Source organism: Paenibacillus sp. NPDC058898, from assembly GCF_049316025.1.
GTDB lineage: Bacteria > Bacillota > Bacilli > Paenibacillales > Paenibacillaceae > Paenibacillus_AQ.
The window spans coordinates 199440-217843 of sequence record NZ_JBMOSM010000007.1 but is presented as its reverse complement, the minus strand read 5'-3'; the positions used below and the strand labels follow the sequence as shown (position 1 = coordinate 217843).

Here is an 18404-nt window from a genome sequence, read left to right as displayed (position 1 = left end):
GAGATATAAATTAAAGGAGGAAATTACTTATGTACAATCAAGGTGTGCCGCCTGTGAACTTCATGAATGGAGTCCGTTATCCGGGAGTGCCGGGCCGCGGGACGGCTGGTTATATGGCGAATGTTCCACCGCAGGTGCCTAGCGGAAGCCCAATGACTCCAGGAGGCACCGTTGTTCCGGCCCCGCAATTCGAACAATCTTACGTTGAGAATATTCTTCGACTGAACCTGGGCAAACAGGGAACCTTCTACATGACATATGAAAACAATTCGCAATGGAATGCCAAGGTGTTCACAGGCGTGGTCGAAGCCGCTGGACGCGATCATATCATTATCAGCGAACGGACGACAGGACGCCGTATCATCCTGCTGATGGTAAACCTGGATTATGTCGTGTTCGACGAGCCGCTTCATTATCAATATCCGGGTGTTATCGGCAACCCGCCTCCGACTGGAAGATAACTTCTAGCAGCCTGCATATGCATAATAACCTTCGTTTACTTAGGCGTAGACGGGGGTTATTTCATTATGTTTTAGATGGAAAATATTCAATTTTGTGCGTTTTTTTCCACAAAGGTGCGTAAAACCATCGAATTCTATTAACATTTTGAATGTTTATTCATAGAATATATCAATTCATCGAAAAACGAGTGCTAACGGCTGAGAATCAAATTAAAGCTTATAACAACGCTGATTAATGTCATAAGACAACGTTTGACTGTGTATCGTAGTACTATATAATTACTTATATAGCTTGATGAAGTCGGAATAAGATAAGGAGATGAGACCATTGGGAAGTTGATGCGTAGTCCGAACACGTTGTTATGCTTGATGGCACCACACATTTTTAATAACCGAAGGAGGTGTTCCTATTCGTCATAGCATGCTGTATGGCGGGTAGGAGATCGATTGAGTGACCCCTTACCGAGTTTGATAAGTTTAACCTTGGTATTGATTCTCGTCCTGTTAAATGGATTTTTTGTATCGGCTGAATTAGCTTTCGTTAAAGTGAAAAGCAGCCGCATTGACGCTCTGGTCGAAGAAGGACATAGACGTGCAAAATTTGCGCAGAACATACTGAAGAACCTGGACGGATATATATCCGCATGCCAGTTAGGTATTACCATCGTGTCCATTGGACTCGGATGGATCGGCGAGAGAACGATATCCGCCATGATTACACCTTGGTTTAATGGCATTGGCTGGAACAATACAGCTGTTCATGCCATGTCCTTGGTATTAGCCTTCATCTTGATTGCACTCATGCACATTGTATTTGGTGCATTGGCGCCTAAGACGGTGGCCGTTCGTAAAGCGGAACAAATAACGCTGTTATCAGCAGGTCCACTGCGGGTATTTTACACCATCATGTTCCCGTTTATCTGGTTTGCCAATGGGCTCTCCAATAACGTTCTCCGCCTATTCCGGATGCAACCGGTGGTTGAGCGGAATGTTCATACCGAGGAAGAACTGCGGGATATGATGAAAGAGAGCAGTGAGAGCGGTCTGATGGATAGCACGGATATGGTATTGGTAGACAACATTTTTGAATTTGCCGATACGACGGCAAGGGAGATTATGATCCCCAGAACAGAAATGATCTGCTTATACAACAATCTCTCATTGGAAGAAAATCTGAAGATCGCAAGCGAGGGGATGCGAACCCGTTATCCAATCTGTGACGAAGACAAGGATCATATCATTGGCTTTATTCACATTAAAGATCTGATGCGCGGATTCGTTCATGACCAGCTTTCCTTGATTCGCCCGATCATTGCTGTTCCTGAGTCGATCAAGATCAGTGATCTGCTGCGAAGAATGCAGCGGAGCAAGACGCAAATTGCCATTCTTATTGATGAATACGGCGGGACTTCAGGACTCGTAACCCTGGAGGACATTATGGAAGAAATCGTCGGTGAAATTCAAGATGAGTTTGACGAAGAGCGCCCGGGCATTGAAAAGGTGGGGGAGGATGAATACTCCATTGATGGATTGATGCTGATCGATGAAATTAATGACCAATTTGGTCTGAACGTGGATACAGAAGACTATGATACTATCGGTGGATGGCTGTCCTCACGTCTTGAGGTGCTGCTCCCACACAAAGGTCAATCTGTCATGTATGAGGATTATCGCTTTGTGATTGAGGAGACCGAGAATAAACGGATCTCGCGGATTCGTCTGATCAGGCAGCAGCAGCAGCTGATTCAGGAAGAAGCAGGCGCGTAAATTGGATATTAGAAGAAGTAGCGACATATTATGCCGCTACTTCTTTTTATTTGCAAAGAGGTTTCAATAATTATATCAAACTGTGAAAAATTAGATACTTTTATGTCGAAACCATGTGTTAAAATATGGATGTTCCTAATATATTGAAAGAAAGGTGATATGATGTCAAAAGTACGCAGTCCTAAACGTATAGCTTCAGCGCTTGCAGTCAGTGTTCTATTAAGTTTATCTCTAGCGGGAGGGGCATACGCGGATTCCGCTGCAGACATTGCACCCGGTGCTTTAACAACTCCGCCTCCAGTGGAATTGAATCTGAATTCTTCTATCCATATTTTAGCCAATAAATATTTGATGAATTATTTTTCTTCAATTGGGAAAGTAAGCAGTACTCAAGTAGGCATAAGCGGTACTACCAGTGCTTCTCAAGCTGTTGATTCTCTGGGAATCAATTATGTTCTTCAACGCTGGACGGGCTCTGCTTGGGTTGATGCGGGAGCTTCATACGACAACGGAACGAATAAGGCCTCGCTGAGCGGAAGCAAAACTTTCAATGTGCAGGCGGGTTATTATTACCGAGCTAAGACGATTCACTGGGTCAATGAGAGCGGTACATATGAAGAAGGGACTTATCACACGAATTCGGTTTTAGTGGAGCTATAATTCGAATACGGATTTATGAAGGAATGTCCCAAAAGATCATAGATCTTGCGGGACATTTTCTTTTTTTCGTTGAAAGACGCTCCGTGAAGAATTGTCTCACCCATCGATGGCTTATCATCTGCTCATGGGGACAATCATAAAATAAAAAGGTCGAAGACCAGCCCTCAATTTGAGCCTGTCTTTGACCTTTTTACGGTGCATGAGTGAAAATCCAGGCTGTTTTTCAAAGAAACCATATACTTTGGGGGCAGCCAGTTCTTTTTTCAGATCATCTAAAAATCATTGTATGCTGTTTGCGATTTTAATGAATTCTTCTTCCGTGAAGAAGCCGCTAATGGATACAACCACTTGATCATTATCGTATAAGAAGCGCAGGTTATTCTCGGTTAAATAGGCTTTCGCTCCGGATTCAAGAACAATCGTCTTCTTGATATCTCCATTGAGATTAATCATTTTGCCAAGTTGCATCCCGATGAGATCAATATAGAAAAACTTATCGTCCGAATTTTTATATTGAAGATGAAGCTCGTCAAAATCTGCATTTTCATCCTTTGTTAATGCGGTAGCCTCATGGAATTTGTAATCTTCCGGAAGATAATTGATTTTTGGTATTTTAAATACGGCACGCTTTTGTGACTCTGTCAGAGATTCATCGGTATCTGTGAAAGGAACATATTCGGTGTCCACTAATTCAGCTGGCGGTACATACTCTTCTGGCTCTATTCCTTGTTCCGGTGGGGGGGCAGTTAATGCCTTGCCCTCATCAACAGGCTCTCGCATGCCGAATATTTGAGTAACCACACCATTTCCCCAATCCTTGATCTCCTGATAAACCGGTGTTACCGCTTGAGTTACCGAGGATGGAGAGAATATCAACGCACCAAAGGCCATCGATGCGGCGATGACTCCGGCTAACTGAAATCTGCGTCGACGCTGTTTCTTTTTGTTTACCTGTTTGATTTGCTGCTGCACCTGCTGCCAGGATTGACGTTTGGATTCGTTGTCAGTCGGGAGAGAGGAGCGTGATGCTGAACGATCAAAGGCTTCGTCAAAGGCTTCATCAAACCAATCATCGTATTTTTCGTTGCTCATCCAATTCACCCCACTCTCTATACAGCATTTTTTTTACGGATTCTCTGGCTCGAAACAAGCGTTGCTTCACGATCTCTTCACGAGTATTCAGCAGCTCCGCGATTTCCCTGTACGTCAGACTATGCTTCCAACGGTACTCAATCAATAGCTTGTATTCAGGTTTCAATTGGTCGAGGTAATGCTCGATGGATTCCTCCAGCATATTCGACTCCACCTGATGTTCCACGTTTGTGGAAGAAACTGCCACGTCCTCTTCATTAATAAAAACACTCTCAACATCCACTTGGTTACGGTATTTTTTATTTTTTCTTAAATAATTCATGGTTGAGTTTTTGGCGACGACTCGGAGCCATCCCCGCATCTTGCTTTCCGTTTCAAAATTCGGCTTACTTGTGATCACTTTTATAAAGGACTCCTGAATGATATCCTCAACAGCAGCATGATCCCGTACGACATACAGTATCTGTCCATAAACGAGGTCATAAAATTCATAATAGATTTCTTCCTGAATAGGTTCGCTCAGATCAGCGAAATCTGCTGCAAGGAGGAGCTGTAATCGGTTGGACACGCGATAATCCCCTCTCTGGTGTAACCATCCTATTTCTCTCATCATTTTACAACATCTCGGGTAAAAAAGCCCTATTAATTCTAATAACAGCCAGCTCTGAAGACTGTTTCCGGAAAATGGGTCTATCCTTATGAAGTCATGTGTTTGAAGCGCTTTAGCTTATGAGTTAAAATGGCAAGTCATAGACATGCGTCCATCTCTTCATCATATGCTCGGCAACCTATCGGTATTAATCGAAATGGGATTGAAGTTGTATCAGGAAGGGCGTAGAAAGTCCATTATGATAAAAAACAGAGCAGCCTCTGTTTAAAGGGCTGCTCTGTAGTATAGTTCCGATCTCATTACGATGTGCTTGTCGTGCACATAGCGGAATTGTAGCGGTTTAAGCCCAATTCCCGTCGATGAATACGGGTTCCTCCGTGCCATCATGAGTGATTCCGGTAATATTAAGCTCTTTGGAGCCCATCATGAAGTCGACGTGGGTAATGCTGGTGTTCAGACCGCTTGCTTGAAGCTGTTCGGACGTCATGGTCTTGCCGCCTTCAAGGTTAAAGGCATACGCGCTGCCGATGGCCAGGTGACAGGAGGCATTCTCGTCAAACAGCGTGTTGTAATACAAGATGCCGCTTTCCGAGATCGGAGAGCGATAAGGCACAAGCGCAACTTCGCCAAGATAATGCGAGCCTTCATCCATGGAGATCAGGCGGGTTAAGGTATCCTCGCCTTGTTCCGCGGAGAAATCAACGATGCGACCCTTCTCGAACGTAATCGAGAAATTGTCGATGATGTTGCCGCCGTAGCTCAAAGGCTTCGTGCTGCGTACCGTGCCGTTCACGCCGGTTTTGAGCGGAGCGGTGAATACTTCCTCCGTCGGAATGTTGGCAACGAACCGCTCACCTTTCTCGTTGTGGCTGCCCGCCTGGGCCCAAATATGCCCCTCCGGAAGCTCGATCGTAAGATCCGTACCCGGTGATGTGAAGCGGAGCTTATGATACTTCTTGGCATTGAGCTCATCCGATTTGTGCTGGAGGGTCGTGATATGCTCCTCCCATGCACCAATGGGATCTTCGAGATCCGCGCGAACGGCGTGGAAAATCGCGTCCCACATTTTGTCCACCTGCTGGTCGGCCGGAACGTCAGGGAAGACCTTGGCAGCCCAATCAGGGGAAGCGTAGGCAATGCCGGTCCAGCTCATTTTATCGGCTTGCTGATACTGCCGGTATTTCGCCATGGCTGCGCCATATGTACGCTGGTAATTAGAAATGCGCTCCGGATCCACGTCTTTAAGCAGGTCCGGGTTCGAAGAGAGAATCGTCAAGAAAGCAGCTCCTTGCTCGGCAAGCTCGGTCACTTCCTCCGCATAATATGTCGGCGGCTCCAGAAAAGCTTCGTCTGGTGCCAGATCATACCGTATGCGGTTCACAACCTCATCACTGTAATTCACCTTAACTTGCTTGGCGCCCGTTTCATAAGCTTTTTTCACGATAAGACGTACTAGCGGCGCGGCATCGATCATTGCGTTAACAACAAGCGTTTGTCCCGGCTGCACATTGGCACCCACCTTGACTGCAAGCTCCGCATAGCGTTCCAATTTTTGTTCAAAGCTGGACATGACAGACCCTCCATTTCTTTTATGCTACCATTAAAGGTTGTTCAAAAAGTTGTCGTTTGAACACGCATTTTAAGTATCTTCGTTCGCTTTCTTGATTATCGCACAATTATTCTGTTTGTAAATCAACCTCAGGTCAATTAAAGGCCGGAAAAGTTCAAGAAAGCAGCTACTTCATAAGAAATAGCTGCTTATTCTGTATCGTTTCTTAAAATGCCCAGTTTCCTTTCAGGAATACCGGTTCTTCCTTGCCATCTGCCGTCACTCCGTAAATATCCATTTCGCCGGAGCCGATCATGAAATCGACATGGGTTACGCTCGTATTAAGACCGTTCTGAATTAATTGCTCCTGATTCATATCTTTTCCGCCTTCTAAGCAGAAAGCATATGCACTTCCGAGGGCAAGGTGGTTAGAAGCGTTCTCGTCAAACAACGTATTGTAATACAGGATGTTTGACTCCGAGATCGGGGATTGATGCGGCACAAGCGCCACTTCTCCAAGATAACGGGCACCTTCATCCATGTTCAGGAGACGCTCAAGGGTCTCATAACCTTGCTCTGCCGTGAAGCTGACCACTTTACCTTCTTCAAAAGTAAGGGAGAAATTGTTCACGATGTTACCGGCATAACTCAATGGCTTCGTACTGTGCACGGTTCCGTTGACGCCTGTTTTGAGAGGAGCGGTAAATACTTCTTCTGTTGGCATGTTCGCCACAAAGGAATGTCCTCGCTCGTTAATGCTGTCACCTTGTGCCCAAATATGCCCTTCCGGCAGCTCGATGGTAAGATCGGTTCCCGGTGCGATATAGTGGAGTTTCTTGTATTTCTTAGCGTTCAGCACGGAGGATTTCGCTTCAAGCACTTTGAGGTGCTTGTTCCAGGCTTCCACCGGGTTATCCTGGTCCACGCGCACAGTGTGGAAAATGGCATCCCACAATTTGCCAACCTGCTCGGACTCCGGCGCATCCGGGAATACCTTTGCAGCCCAAGATGCCGAAGGAACTGCGATCAGACACCAGCTAAACTTGTCGGACTGCTGATAGGCACGGTATTGCTTCAATGCCTCGCCGCGCGCTTTGTAGAAGTTTCCGATACGCTCGGAATCAATGCCGCTGAGCAAATCGGGATTTTCGGCAAGCACATGCAGAATGGCTGCGCCGTTCTCCACCAATTCCGTCATTTCGCCGGCATACCATTTTGGGGCTTCGGTAAAGACATCATCCGCAGCCTTTTCAAATTGAAGTCTTGTTATCATTTCGTCGGTCCACAGGATCTTAACCAGGCGGGCACCCGCTTCGTATGCCTTTTTGGCAATCAAGCGAGTGAACTCGGCGGAATCAACAGGAGCATGAACCACTAAAGTTTGTCCTTCCTGTATGTTAACTCCAACCTTTACAGCCAACTCGGCATATTTGTCCAAGTATGTATTGAAATCGGACATTTGGTACCCTCCAATGCAATTTAATTTACCAACCCATATTATACTAGATCAAGCCGTATAAGAAAAACAATAATCAGCTGCCAAGAAAAGTGATATACTGAGTCTTGTGAGTGCTTTACAACGTAATGAAGGAGCGTGGAAACGTGTCAGAAGTCCGAATCGAGCGTGCGGATATGAAGCGGGATGATAGCGATCAGTTCGTAGGATATACCGTATTTTCTATAGATGGACATGCATCAGCCTACGAGATCACATTCCTGAGCAAGAATGGCCGGGACTGGGACTACAGCCTGAACTTCGCCGGCGAGCCGGGAATTGAGGAGCAGTTTCTTCAGATTGACGAGCGGATTGAAGCCGACAACGAGCTGTTTGATGATTTGCTGGATGCAGCCATCGATGCCAGCGAGTTTGGCGAATAAAAGACGAATCAGAAATGGATTCCAATGAAAACAAACCGTACACCTCCCATGGAAGGGAAGGGTACGGTTTGTTTAAGATTATAGAATCTATAAGTTTTCAGCGGAGAAGAACAACTTACCCTATCGTAATTCGGCCTTCCGGATGGCGATACAGTTCTTTATTATTCTTGCGGCTAAGCGCGTAAGCAAGGGTTAGCGGACCTAACCGGCCAAGGAACATGAGCAGGGCAACGGTGACCTTGCCAACTCCGGATAGCTCGGTTGTAAGTCCCATGGATAACCCGGCTGTACCGAACGCGGATACGGCTTCGAACAGAATTCTTAAGAATTCACCAGATTCCGTAACGGACAGAAACATGGAAGCTCCCACCAATAGCAGCAGCGATAGAATCGTCAGCGTAATGGAACGGTAAACCAAGGCTTGGGAGATTCGATTGCGATAGAGAACAACATCACGTTTTCCCTGGATCATCGTAACGACAGCACCGATGAGCACGGCGAAAGTGGTTACCTTAATTCCGCCTCCTGTTGATCCGGGAGCTGCGCCGATGAACATCAGGAGGATCATGAAGAACTGGGAGGATTGCTCCAGGCTCGAGATGTCCAAGGTGCTGATGCCGCCGGAACGCGGAGTGATCGATTGGAATAGAGAGGCCATGATTTTTACCGGGTACGAGAGCGGCCCTAATGTTTTGGGATTGCCGTGCTCCAGAATAAAGATCATGACAGCCCCAACTACGATTAACAGTGATGTCACGGTTAATACAACCTTGGAGTGAAGAGACAGTTTCTTGCACTTCGGATACTCGATAAGATCAAAGATGACAATGAAGCCGATTCCTCCAAGAAAAATTAAGAGCATTAAGATAATATTGACAAATGGATCCGCTACATAGGTTGCAAACCCCGAAAAGGGGCCGTGAATTTGGCCAAAGAGGTCAAAGCCTGCATTGTTGAATATGGAAATGCTCTGGAATATGCCGAAGTATGCCGCATCTGCAAGCGGCATAATGGCAGAGAACCTGAGCGTCAGCAGCAAGGCGCCTGCACCCTCAATGATCAGAGCGTATATGAGCACTCTGCGGATGAGATCCACAATCCCTTGAATTTGGTATTGTCCCATCGCCGCCTGAAGGATCATGCGCTCGCGAAGCGAGATTCTGCGATTGAACATCAATGCAATCCAGGTGGCTGAGGTCATAAAACCCAATCCGCCAAGCTGAACGAGCATGAGCATAACAATTTGTCCAAACATGGACCAATGAGTCCCTGTATCCACAACGGTTAAACCCGTTACACTGATGGCGGAAACCGCTGTGAAGAGAGCATCTACAATCGAGGTAGAACTCCCGTCCGCCGTAGCGATGGGAAGTTTAAGCAGGAATGTCCCGATCAGTGTAATCGAGGCAAAGCCGATCGCCAGAAATTTGGGAGGGGTCATTTGGTTGCGAAGGTCTTTCTTTTTCATGCCAATTATCCTTTTCCGAATGTTATAATTTTAAAATCATTCTCTAATATAACACGAAAGGTGAATCATTTAACCATCATGAATTCGAACCGAGCACCGATTCCCGTATTTATTCCTCTATTTATCGGCATCATAGCTATTTCTTTTTCCTCGATTTTCGTAAAATGGTCCAGCAGCCCCGTATCCATTCAAGCGATGTACAGACTGGTGATCACGTTCCTGATCATGCTGCCCTTCGCGGTAAAATACGTGCCGGATATCAAATCGCTGAAGCGAACAGATCTGCTGCTGCTTCTTCTATCCGGAACGATGCTGGCTCTGCATTTTTTGTTATGGATGGGCTCCTTGAAGTGGACGAGCGTAGCCAGCTCCACGATTATCCTTGCCCTTCAGCCGGTATTCGTGATGATGGGTGCTTACTTCTGGTTTAAGGAGAAAACATCGCTGGCGGCAATCGGAGGCATGGCCATCGCCTTCCTCGGCGTCTTTCTTCTCATTGGAAGCAGTGGGCTTAGTGGGAGCAAGGGACATTTGACAGGGGATATCATGTCTTTGCTGGGGACGGCTGCGGTCGCCGTCCATATGCTGCTGGGTCAATTGCTGCTGCGCCGTCTGCCTTCTTTCCTGTACAGCTGGCTTGTCTTTGCGATAGCAGCGTCCGTATTGGCGGTGTATAACGTGGGTATGAACATTCCAATGACAGGGTATTCCGGACGAGAGTGGGGGATATTTGCCTTATTGGCTGTCGTGCCAACGGTATTCGGTCATCTGCTATTTAATTGGTTGATGAAGTATGCCACAGCCTCAACCGTATCAATGAGTGTTCTCGGAGAGCCGGTTGGAGCGAGTGTGCTGGCTTTTCTCCTGTTGAATGAGTCGATGAATTCCCTGCAGGCGGCAGGGGGAGCGCTTGTGCTGTTAGGGCTGGTATTATTCTTGAAAGTCGGGAAATCAAAAAAGCAGCCAGTAGACATTCAACCCGAAGCGCTGGGCTGAACTTCTTTATTTTTGCCCTGGCGGAGTAGTTATGACTGAATTTGCGTAGACTGATCCTAAAAAGTCAAATCCTTACAAAAATGGATATTGACTCGAAAAGGAGTTTCGTTCGTGAAAGCAGTCACCTATCAAGGCAGACATCGGATCCAAGTGAAGGAGATGAAGGACGCCGTTCTTCAGCACAGCGAGGATATTCTGATCCGAGTCACCACCACGGCCATCTGCGGATCGGATTTGCATTTATATAACGGTGGATTAAAACAGCTGACCGATGATTACATTATCGGCCATGAGCCTTTAGGAATCGTTGTGGATGCAGGTCCGGCAGTAAGCAGGGTCAAAGTGGGTGACCGTGTCATTATTCCTTTTATCATATCTTGCGGAAAATGCCTCTTCTGCCAGAACCACATGGAGAGCCAATGCGATTATGCGAATGAAGCCAAGAATACCGGCGGTTTTTTTGGTTATAGTGAGGCGTTCGGCGGTTTTCAAGGTGCGCAAGCAGAGCTTTTGCGCGTCCCTTACGGAAATTCCATGCCCTTTGTTATTCCTGAGGACGCCGAGATGGAAGATGAGAAGCTGCTCATGCTCTCCGATGCGCTCCCCACAGCCATCTGGAGCGTGGAGAACGGAGGGGTTAAACCGGGTGATGTCGTGATTGTTCTGGGCTGCGGTCCGATTGGATTGCTGACGCAGAAGTTTGCCTGGCTAAAAGGTGCGAAGCGGGTGATTGCGATTGATCATGTGGATTACAGGCTGGCGCATGCGAAACGGACCAATCTTGTGGAAACTTACAATTTTGAGAAAATCCCCGAAATCGAGCATTATGTCCGAGAGATCACCAAGGGAGGCGCAGATGTTGTCATTGATTGTGTAGGTCTGGACGCCAAACGGACCCCTGCTGAAATGCTGGCCAGCATGCTGAGGCTCCAGGGAGGCTCACTGGGTGCTTTCCGCATGGCTGTGAGTATGGTTCGTAAATACGGGACCATCCAGCTAACCGGCGTGTATGGGCTTGTTTATCATGCATTTCCGCTTGGAGAGCTGTTCGAACGCAATATTACGTTAAAAATGGGGCTGGCACCCGTCATTCATTACATGTCGCACCTATATCAAATGTTGAAAGAGGGGACTATAGATCCTTCGGATATCATCACACACCGCCTCCCGATGGAGAAGGCTGCCCATGGCTACGATATCTTCAATGAACGAAAGGATGGCTGTATCAAAGTCATCCTGAAGCCTTAAGCAGCTAAATAAACCGAATGAAGAAGCGTTCTTGGCGAATGAGGAGCATTCCCGGGACGCTTTTTTTGATGAAAAAACGGTGTAACAGCGTTGACAAGGCAGCAGGAAGAATTCATAGTAATTAAAAATAGAATTGTAGAGTAAGAGAGGAATCGAACACAGATGAGCAACAAGACAGAACAGCTTCCCGCAGGTCTAGAGAGAAACCAGGGAAACACCTACCTTCAAGGCTTCAAAGATTGTATTCCAACCCTTCTGGGCTACCTGAGCATCGGTTTTGCGGCAGGTGTTGTCGAGCGCACCGCAGGTTTCAGCCTGCTCGAGATTGCGCTCATTTCGCTGCTGCTCTATGCGGGCTCCGGGCAATTTATTGCTGCAGGGATGATAGCGGCTGCTAGCCCGATCCTATCGATCATTATTACGATATTTTTTGTTAATGCCAGGCATCTGCTGTTAAGCGCCGCGATTGCCCCGTACTTTAAAGGGCTTTCCTCCGGAAAAAGCTTCTTTATCGGGTCCCTGTTAACCGACGAGACATTTGGTGTTGCGGCAGCCAAGGCCACCGAGCAGAAGAGACTCGGCTATCAATGGATGGTCGGCTTGAATATTACGGCGTATCTGTTCTGGTGCGCAGCCAACGTAGCAGGCGGTTTAGTCGGGGAATGGATTCCCGAGCCCGAGAAGTTTGGCCTTGATTTCGCATTACCGGGGATGTTTATCGGATTGCTTGCTCTGCAATGGATCAGCCGGAAGAAGTATAAACTCGACTTCATGGTGGTTATGATTGCAGCCGTTTCAGTGGTAGCTGTCAGTACAGTTATGCCGGGAAGCGCGGCGGTCATTGTTGCGATAATGGTTGCGGCTACTGCAGGGATGGTGATCGAACGATGGAAATAAGATGGCATATCGCCTTACTGATTATCGGTTGTGCTGTCGTAACTCTCATTCCAAGGGTTTTGCCGCTTATGATTCTGAGCAAGCTCCGCATTCCGGAGACGATGATCCGGTGGCTCAATCATGTGCCGATTGCCGTCATGGGAGCGCTGCTAGCCCAGGAGCTGCTCCTATCGGATGGACATGTAGATCCAGGTGGGCATACACTCGAATTGATTGCAGCCGTGCCCGCTTTCCTAACCGCTTTTCTCACGAAAAGCCTGTTTGCCACCGTCATCGTCGGGATCCTGACTTTGGTGGGACTCCGCTTGTTTTTCTGACAAAACGAAGCGCTGTGTTTGGGATGTTTTTCGTGTCCCTAACCGGAACGCTTAAAAACAGCCATATCCCTTGGAATGACGAGGAATAAGGCTGTTTTTATGTTCATTTGCTACCGTTCATTTGGGAACCTAGGATGTGCCAAGCCAGTGGCGGTAGGTTTCTTCCACTCCTTCTTCCAGGCTAAATAACGGGCTCCACTGCAGCAATGCCCGAGTTTTCTCATTATTCAGGCAGCTGTGCAGAATATCACCGTTCTTCGCAGGCAGATAGTTGACATCAATGCGGTCAGGATGCAGCCTGCTGATGTGATCGACGAGTGAATTGACGGTATGGTCGGTGCCGGTGCTAACATGAAGAACGCTCTCATCCCCGTGTTGGATGGAGGCGAGGTTCGCTTCAACCACATCCTTAACATAAATAAAATCCCGGGTTTGTTCGCCATCGCCGTATATATGAAACGGAGCACCTTGACGCAGGCGATCACCAAATACCGCCACAACACCGCCTTCCCCCTTCGCAGTCTGACCCGGTCCGTAGACATTCCCATAACGAAGAATGGTATACTGCAGGCCGAAGAAGCGGTGGTATAAACGGATATATTGCTCACCAGCCACTTTGGAAAGTGCATAGAAGGAGATCGGATTAACTGGATCATCCTCCGTCAGCTGAGATTTCTCCAGGTCCCCATATACGCCTGACGTCGAAGCAAACACAATCTTACGGACCCCAGACTTACGACATGCTTCGAGTATATTGATGGTGCCCATAACATTCGCATCCGCATCAAGTCGAGGATCCTTGATCGATCGCTGCACGTCGGCCTGTGCGGCCAAGTGGAACACGACATCCGGCTTCAGCACGGAGATATACGCAGTTGTCTGCTGACTGCTTACATCGGCTACATGTAAAATCGCCTCGCTGTGCAGGCGACCTGGATCTCCGGTTGTCAGGTTATCGATCACATGGACTTCATAGCCTTGATTAACGAGTCCGTTCACCAGATGGGAGCCGATAAAGCCAGCTCCGCCGGTTACAACCATCTTCATGTCTTAAACCCTCCAGCCTTTTATATTGGGATGCTTTATCCTACGTGATACGTAAGGATCATGCATTGGACAATTGACCAGGGGGGCGAAGGAATGGGCAGATTAGATTGATGTTTACATTCCTGTTATAATGGAAGCTGCAATTTAACATTATATTTACACAAAAGAGGGAATGGAAAATGGAACGCTACCTTGAACAAAGGTTGAAATTAAGCATACTCGTTTTTTTGACGCTCTTATTGAAGTTGATTCTTCTAAGAGTGTTTCTGTTTAATGGGGTCTTATGGGGTAAGGTGCTTACTGACGCGCTATCCCTGTTGGTCCTGATTAGCTTACTGGAGCTGATCCTGCCGGTAAGAGGGAAAAAGATGGTCTATGTGATCCTAGATGTCGTATTATCTTTTATCATGTTTGCGTCCGCGGTTTATAACGTTCATTTTGGCTCCATACCGACGTATACCGCGCTTGCGGGTATCGGTCAAGTAAACCAGGTGAGAGCCAGCATTACGGCTTTATTAGAGCCGGAGCACTTTCTCTTCTTTCTGGACCTGCTGGTCCTGTTGATCATATGGGCGGTTCGAAAAATTCGTTCGCGCTCCCGAAGAGGATTGCATTTTGGTGGAGTCCGTTCGAGTTATTCCGCATCCTATTCGCGCAGACCTGGAATGAAGTGGCGCATCTCCATGACGGTTGTGATGGTCATTACGGGTGTTCTGTCCGGACTTATCATCCGGAAAGAATGGGGAATCGAGAATGAAATCGTGCGTGCGGAGCAGATGGGCTTTATGAATTATCAGGTATCGGCCGTGATCCGGAATTCGCAGGAGAACCGTGCGCTGGCCGAAGGGAGTCTGCAGGACACCATTCTGCGCTCCCAGCAGCTGCTGGCGACCTATCCTTACGTTAAGGAAGCAAAGGATAAGCCGGACTACTTCGGCGCTGCCAAAGGAAAAAATCTGATCATCGTTCAGATGGAATCGCTGCAGAACTTTCCGGTGGGTCAATCCCTGAATGGCCAGGAGCTGACACCGGTGATGAACCAGCTTGCGGATGGCGGCCTGTATTTCCCGCACATCTTCCAACAGATCGGGCAAGGCAACACATCGGATGCCGAGTTTGCGGTCAATACATCGATTTATCCGACCGGAACGGTGGCGATGTCCACCGGGTTCGGCAATAAAGAGCTGCCGGGTCTGCCGCGGCTCTTGAACAAGCACGGGTATATTACTACGACATTCCACGTGAATGATGTGAAGTTCTGGGATCGAAGCAAACTGTACCCGGCCCTTGATTTTCAGCATTATTACGACAAGCCTTACTTCACGAATGACAACTTCAATGAATTTGGACCTTCCGATGAAGAGCTGTTCCGTGTCGGCGTGGACAAGCTGCTGGAGAATCAACAGCAGAACAAGCCTACCTATGCCCATTACATCACGGTATCCAACCATTCTCCATACCATGTGAAGGATGAATTCGCGAAGATCACCCTGCCGGCTGAGCTGGAAGGGACCCATCTGGGGAATTACCTGAAGTCGGTGAACTATTCTGATTATGCACTCGGAACACTGGTTGACCGTCTGAAGCAGAACGGGTTGTGGGAGGATACCGTACTGGTTGTGTACGGGGATCACTTCGGCATTAATCCGGCAGAAGCCGACGCCAATATGATCTCGTCAACGCTAGGGATTCCTTACCATGAGCGGGTCAGCCGATTTAACATCCCGCTTGTCATTCATGTACCCGGGATGAAGGAAGGAAAGGTCATCGAGCAGGTGGGGGGGCAGGTCGATATTCTGCCAACCGTTGCTAACCTTTTAGGTGTATCGCTGGACAATGAAGGTTTTAACGCATTTGGCCATGACCTGCTGAATGTGGACCGTAATGTAATCGGGATGAGATATTATTTACCGACAGGGTCTTTCTTTAATAATGACATTCTGTTTGTGCCTGGGGACGGGTTTGAGGACGGCACGGCGGTTTCCTTGAAGACACTCGAGCCCGTAACGGACATTTCGCAGTATCGCAGCGATTATGACTATATTCTGCAGTTGATGAAGCTGTCCGATGAATATGTGAAAATGCTGCCCAAGCGAGCGCCGTAAAGCCAACGAGTAGTTAACGAGGATGAGGATTGTTTCATCAAGCCTGACGCAGGCATGGATGAAGCAGTCCTTTTTTTCTTGCAAAAGCTGCGCTGGAGGATTGCCTCTGTTTCGTCATCTATGCTATTATTACCCATATTGTTAACCTGATTATATATAAATGTGGTTGACATTAAAAAGAGAGGGAGAATGATGATATGACGACTCAAATCCATTATGATTGGGCGACGCTGGCTGACCATGTTGTGCAAGGGCATGATATTACGCCGATTGAGGCCTTGGCAATTCTAAACAGCGAGGATCAGGAACTGCTGACGGTTATGCAGGCTGCATATCGCATCCGCCGCGAGTACTACGGGAATAAGGTCAAGCTGAACATGATTGTAAACGCTAAATCCGGTTTGTGTCCTGAAGATTGCGGATACTGTTCCCAGTCCATCGTTTCGGAAGCGCCTATCGATAAATATGCATGGCTTACCAAAGACAAAATTCTCGAAGGCGCGCGTGAGTCGATTCGCCGAAAGGCGGGCACCTACTGCATCGTGGCTTCCGGTCGCCGTCCTACCAATCGAGAGATTGATCATGTAGTCGCAGCGGTGAAGGAGATTACACAGACTACTCAGCTGAAGGTGTGCTGTTGTCTGGGCTTCCTGAATGAGGACCACGCGCGTAAGCTCGCCGATGCCGGTGTACATCGATATAACCATAATTTGAATACTTCCAAAGATAACTATGAACAGATTACGACCACGCATACATACGATGATCGGTTAGATACCGTGAAGCAGGCAAGCTCTTCCGGAATGTCCCCTTGTTCCGGAGCTATCTTCGGGATGGGCGAGAGCCTGGAAGAACGGGTGGAGATTGCGTTTGCTCTGAAATCGCTTGGAGCGGATTCGATTCCTTGCAATTTTTTGAATGCGATTGAGGGCACTCCTCTTGAAGGGCGCAAGGAATTGACCCCGACGATGTGTTTGAAGATTCTTGCCATGATGCGGTTTGTTAACCCCACGAAGGAGATTCGAATTGCAGGGGGACGCGAAGTCAATCTGCGTTCCTTGCAGCCGCTGGGATTATACGCAGCCAACTCGATTTTCATCGGCGATTATTTAACGACAGAAGGCCAGGCGCATACCGCAGACTGGGGATTGATTGAAGACCTGGGCTTTGAAATTGAAGAATGCGCTTTGTCATGATGTATTGACATTTAAACATGAAGCACATACTATATACCCGTAGGGGTAGGGAATGGGGTTGAATGTCCCATGCTCTTTCCACCAAGCATCAAGCTGATGCACATGACAATGATGGGGGAATGCTGCGTGCTGATTGCATCTGCCGCTCTGATTATATTTATATTCAGTATATATTACCGGAGGTATGTACCTATAACTGGCCTGCGGTTCATGAAGTGCAGTGAACTTCGACAGGCTCAGAAGGAATGTCCGAATCTGAAAGTGCTTGATGTACGCGATGTAACCGAATATATGGCCTGTCCGCAGAAAGAGACGATTAACATCTCTCTCGGAAGATTGCCGTATGTGTGGGAGCAGGAGCTCAGACCCGATGACTCCGTGGTCATTGTAACACCTAAGCGTTCGGATGGAATCTTGGCTGCGCGCAAGCTGAAGAAGGCTGGCTTTACTTCGCTTTTTTATTTACAGGAGGATTGCACGGCTTGTAATTCCATGCAACATGTTTCACTGAATTAATAATGATCTGATCAGCAGGCTGATGCTGGTCAGATTTTTTTTGTTTTTCCGGTGAAAGGATAAGATTTGACAATGATAATCGTTATCATTTAGAATGAAAGAATATCGTTCATTTTACGGTTATTTTCGCTAAGGGAGTGTTCGTTCAATATGTTGATTGAGACGAAAACGATTATTGTTAAAGCAGGCACATCCAATTTGGTTGTTGAGCGTTTTAGCAAGCCGGGACCCATTGAAGAAATTGAAGGTTTCATCGATCTGAATGTCCTTGTTAAGAATGCAAAGCGTACCGACGAAACGGAAGAAGTCATCGTCATGATTCGCTGGGAATCCAAGGGGGCTTGGAAACGCTGGGAAACCAGTCCCGCACATATTCAAGGACATCGTGATAAACGCGGCAAGCCGCAGCCTGAGCATGTGATTAGCTCCAGCCACGGCATGTATGAGGTTATGGCATCCAAAGGACCGAGACCTGTTCAACAGGCATAATATTTTATTATCCCAAAAAGAAGCGGCTGCTAAAGCCGCTTCTTTTTTTGTCCCATTGTAACGTCGGATGGGGCTATCAGGGGTTAAAGCGATAGATTTTAGGGAACC

At 47.5% G+C, this 18404-nt stretch carries 18 protein-coding genes; 12 read left to right on the top strand and 6 right to left on the bottom strand.

What is annotated here, in order from left to right; genetic code table 11:
- The first annotated feature begins 62 nt into the window (after positions 1-62).
- The 3 genes from gerQ (at position 63) to ACOZB4_RS20175 (ending at position 2888) form a co-directional block, all read left to right on the top strand.
- On the top strand, positions 63-461 hold the full coding sequence (gene gerQ, locus ACOZB4_RS20185) for a spore coat protein GerQ (protein ID WP_379407016.1): 399 nt from the start codon (positions 63-65) through the stop codon (positions 459-461).
- 447 nt (positions 462-908) lie between these two features.
- Positions 909-2228, top strand: coding sequence for a hemolysin family protein (locus ACOZB4_RS20180; RefSeq protein ID WP_379406983.1), 1320 nt, complete (start codon positions 909-911; stop codon positions 2226-2228).
- 162 nt (positions 2229-2390) lie between these two features.
- Positions 2391-2888, top strand: a complete 498-nt coding sequence (locus ACOZB4_RS20175; RefSeq protein WP_422759615.1) for a hypothetical protein — start codon at positions 2391-2393, stop codon at positions 2886-2888.
- Between the two features lie 279 nt (positions 2889-3167).
- On the opposite strand, the gene ACOZB4_RS20170 is transcribed toward ACOZB4_RS20175, so the two are convergent.
- From ACOZB4_RS20170 to ACOZB4_RS20155, 4 genes are all read right to left on the bottom strand, one after another.
- Entirely contained in the window at positions 3168-3980 is an 813-nt protein-coding gene (locus ACOZB4_RS20170) for a DUF4367 domain-containing protein (protein WP_379406985.1), read from the bottom strand.
- Positions 3958-4548 carry an RNA polymerase sigma factor gene (locus ACOZB4_RS20165; RefSeq protein ID WP_098743387.1) on the bottom strand — a complete coding sequence of 197 codons (591 nt, stop codon included), beginning with the start codon at positions 4546-4548 and terminating at the stop codon, positions 3958-3960. Before ACOZB4_RS20165 ends, ACOZB4_RS20170 begins: the two co-directional genes overlap by 23 nt.
- A gap of 382 nt (positions 4549-4930) precedes the next feature.
- Complete coding sequence (locus tag ACOZB4_RS20160; RefSeq protein WP_379406986.1) at positions 4931-6160, bottom strand: aminopeptidase; 1230 nt, start codon at positions 6158-6160, stop codon at positions 4931-4933.
- A 205-nt stretch (positions 6161-6365) separates the two neighbouring features.
- The gene (locus ACOZB4_RS20155) at positions 6366-7598 is read right to left on the bottom strand and encodes an aminopeptidase (protein WP_379406987.1); all 1233 of its coding nucleotides are present in this window, start codon (positions 7596-7598) and stop codon (positions 6366-6368) included.
- A 143-nt stretch (positions 7599-7741) separates the two neighbouring features.
- Between ACOZB4_RS20155 and ACOZB4_RS20150 the strand changes: the two genes are divergently transcribed.
- Positions 7742-8017: a hypothetical protein gene (locus tag ACOZB4_RS20150; RefSeq protein ID WP_071224350.1), complete on the top strand. Its 276-nt coding sequence runs from the start codon at positions 7742-7744 to the stop codon at positions 8015-8017.
- A gap of 115 nt (positions 8018-8132) precedes the next feature.
- Here the strand turns inward: ACOZB4_RS20150 and ACOZB4_RS20145 are convergent, their stop codons facing one another.
- Positions 8133-9485, bottom strand: coding sequence for a TrkH family potassium uptake protein (locus ACOZB4_RS20145; RefSeq protein ID WP_379406988.1), 1353 nt, complete (start codon positions 9483-9485; stop codon positions 8133-8135).
- Positions 9486-9563: 78 nt separating this feature from the next.
- On the opposite strand from ACOZB4_RS20145, the gene ACOZB4_RS20140 reads away from it, so the two are divergent.
- The 4 genes from ACOZB4_RS20140 to ACOZB4_RS20125 all read left to right on the top strand — a co-directional run bounded on the left by ACOZB4_RS20140 (position 9564) and on the right by ACOZB4_RS20125 (position 12943).
- The gene (locus tag ACOZB4_RS20140) at positions 9564-10481 is read left to right on the top strand and encodes a DMT family transporter (protein WP_379406989.1); all 918 of its coding nucleotides are present in this window, start codon (positions 9564-9566) and stop codon (positions 10479-10481) included.
- A gap of 111 nt (positions 10482-10592) precedes the next feature.
- Entirely contained in the window at positions 10593-11729 is a 1137-nt protein-coding gene (locus tag ACOZB4_RS20135) for an alcohol dehydrogenase catalytic domain-containing protein (protein ID WP_379406990.1), read from the top strand.
- Between the two features lie 162 nt (positions 11730-11891).
- Positions 11892-12626, top strand: coding sequence for an AzlC family ABC transporter permease (locus ACOZB4_RS20130; protein ID WP_379406991.1), 735 nt, complete (start codon positions 11892-11894; stop codon positions 12624-12626).
- On the top strand, positions 12617-12943 hold the full coding sequence (locus tag ACOZB4_RS20125) for an AzlD domain-containing protein (protein WP_379406992.1): 327 nt from the start codon (positions 12617-12619) through the stop codon (positions 12941-12943). The genes ACOZB4_RS20130 and ACOZB4_RS20125 overlap by 10 nt, the downstream gene beginning before the upstream one ends.
- Before the next feature lie 129 nt (positions 12944-13072).
- Here ACOZB4_RS20125 and ACOZB4_RS20120 read toward each other — a convergent pair whose 3' ends face one another.
- Positions 13073-13990 (bottom strand): NAD-dependent epimerase/dehydratase family protein, encoded by a 918-nt coding sequence (locus ACOZB4_RS20120; RefSeq protein WP_379406993.1) that lies wholly within the window; start codon positions 13988-13990, stop codon positions 13073-13075.
- Positions 13991-14169: 179 nt separating this feature from the next.
- On the opposite strand from ACOZB4_RS20120, the gene ACOZB4_RS20115 reads away from it, so the two are divergent.
- The 4 genes from ACOZB4_RS20115 (at position 14170) to ACOZB4_RS20100 (ending at position 18296) form a co-directional block, all read left to right on the top strand.
- Positions 14170-16095, top strand: a complete 1926-nt coding sequence (locus tag ACOZB4_RS20115; RefSeq protein ID WP_379406994.1) for an LTA synthase family protein — start codon at positions 14170-14172, stop codon at positions 16093-16095.
- Between the two features lie 197 nt (positions 16096-16292).
- Positions 16293-17291, top strand: a complete 999-nt coding sequence (gene bioB, locus ACOZB4_RS20110) for a biotin synthase BioB (RefSeq protein WP_379406995.1) — start codon at positions 16293-16295, stop codon at positions 17289-17291.
- 210 nt (positions 17292-17501) lie between these two features.
- Positions 17502-17807, top strand: a complete 306-nt coding sequence (locus ACOZB4_RS20105) for a rhodanese-like domain-containing protein (protein ID WP_379406996.1) — start codon at positions 17502-17504, stop codon at positions 17805-17807.
- A 150-nt stretch (positions 17808-17957) separates the two neighbouring features.
- Positions 17958-18296 carry an antibiotic biosynthesis monooxygenase gene (locus ACOZB4_RS20100; RefSeq protein ID WP_379406997.1) on the top strand — a complete coding sequence of 113 codons (339 nt, stop codon included), beginning with the start codon at positions 17958-17960 and terminating at the stop codon, positions 18294-18296.
- Positions 18297-18404 lie beyond the last annotated feature (108 nt).

Coding starts and splice junctions, on each gene's coding strand:
- gerQ (WP_379407016.1), top strand. CDS start 63: ATGAATGGAGTCCGTTATCCGGGAGTGCCGGGCCGCGGGACGGCTGGT.
- ACOZB4_RS20175 (WP_422759615.1), top strand. CDS start 2,391: ATGTCAAAAGTACGCAGTCCTAAACGTATAGCTTCAGCGCTTGCAGTC.
- ACOZB4_RS20170 (WP_379406985.1), bottom strand. CDS start 3,980: ATGAGCAACGAAAAATACGATGATTGGTTTGATGAAGCCTTTGACGAA.
- ACOZB4_RS20160 (WP_379406986.1), bottom strand. CDS start 6,160: ATGTCCAGCTTTGAACAAAAATTGGAACGCTATGCGGAGCTTGCAGTC.
- ACOZB4_RS20155 (WP_379406987.1), bottom strand. CDS start 7,598: ATGTCCGATTTCAATACATACTTGGACAAATATGCCGAGTTGGCTGTA.
- ACOZB4_RS20145 (WP_379406988.1), bottom strand. CDS start 9,485: ATGAAAAAGAAAGACCTTCGCAACCAAATGACCCCTCCCAAATTTCTG.
- ACOZB4_RS20140 (WP_379406989.1), top strand. CDS start 9,564: ATGAATTCGAACCGAGCACCGATTCCCGTATTTATTCCTCTATTTATC.
- ACOZB4_RS20130 (WP_379406991.1), top strand. CDS start 11,892: ATGAGCAACAAGACAGAACAGCTTCCCGCAGGTCTAGAGAGAAACCAG.
- ACOZB4_RS20125 (WP_379406992.1), top strand. CDS start 12,617: ATGGAAATAAGATGGCATATCGCCTTACTGATTATCGGTTGTGCTGTC.
- ACOZB4_RS20120 (WP_379406993.1), bottom strand. CDS start 13,990: ATGAAGATGGTTGTAACCGGCGGAGCTGGCTTTATCGGCTCCCATCTG.
- ACOZB4_RS20115 (WP_379406994.1), top strand. CDS start 14,170: ATGGAACGCTACCTTGAACAAAGGTTGAAATTAAGCATACTCGTTTTT.
- bioB (WP_379406995.1), top strand. CDS start 16,293: ATGACGACTCAAATCCATTATGATTGGGCGACGCTGGCTGACCATGTT.
- ACOZB4_RS20105 (WP_379406996.1), top strand. CDS start 17,502: ATGAAGTGCAGTGAACTTCGACAGGCTCAGAAGGAATGTCCGAATCTG.
- ACOZB4_RS20100 (WP_379406997.1), top strand. CDS start 17,958: ATGTTGATTGAGACGAAAACGATTATTGTTAAAGCAGGCACATCCAAT.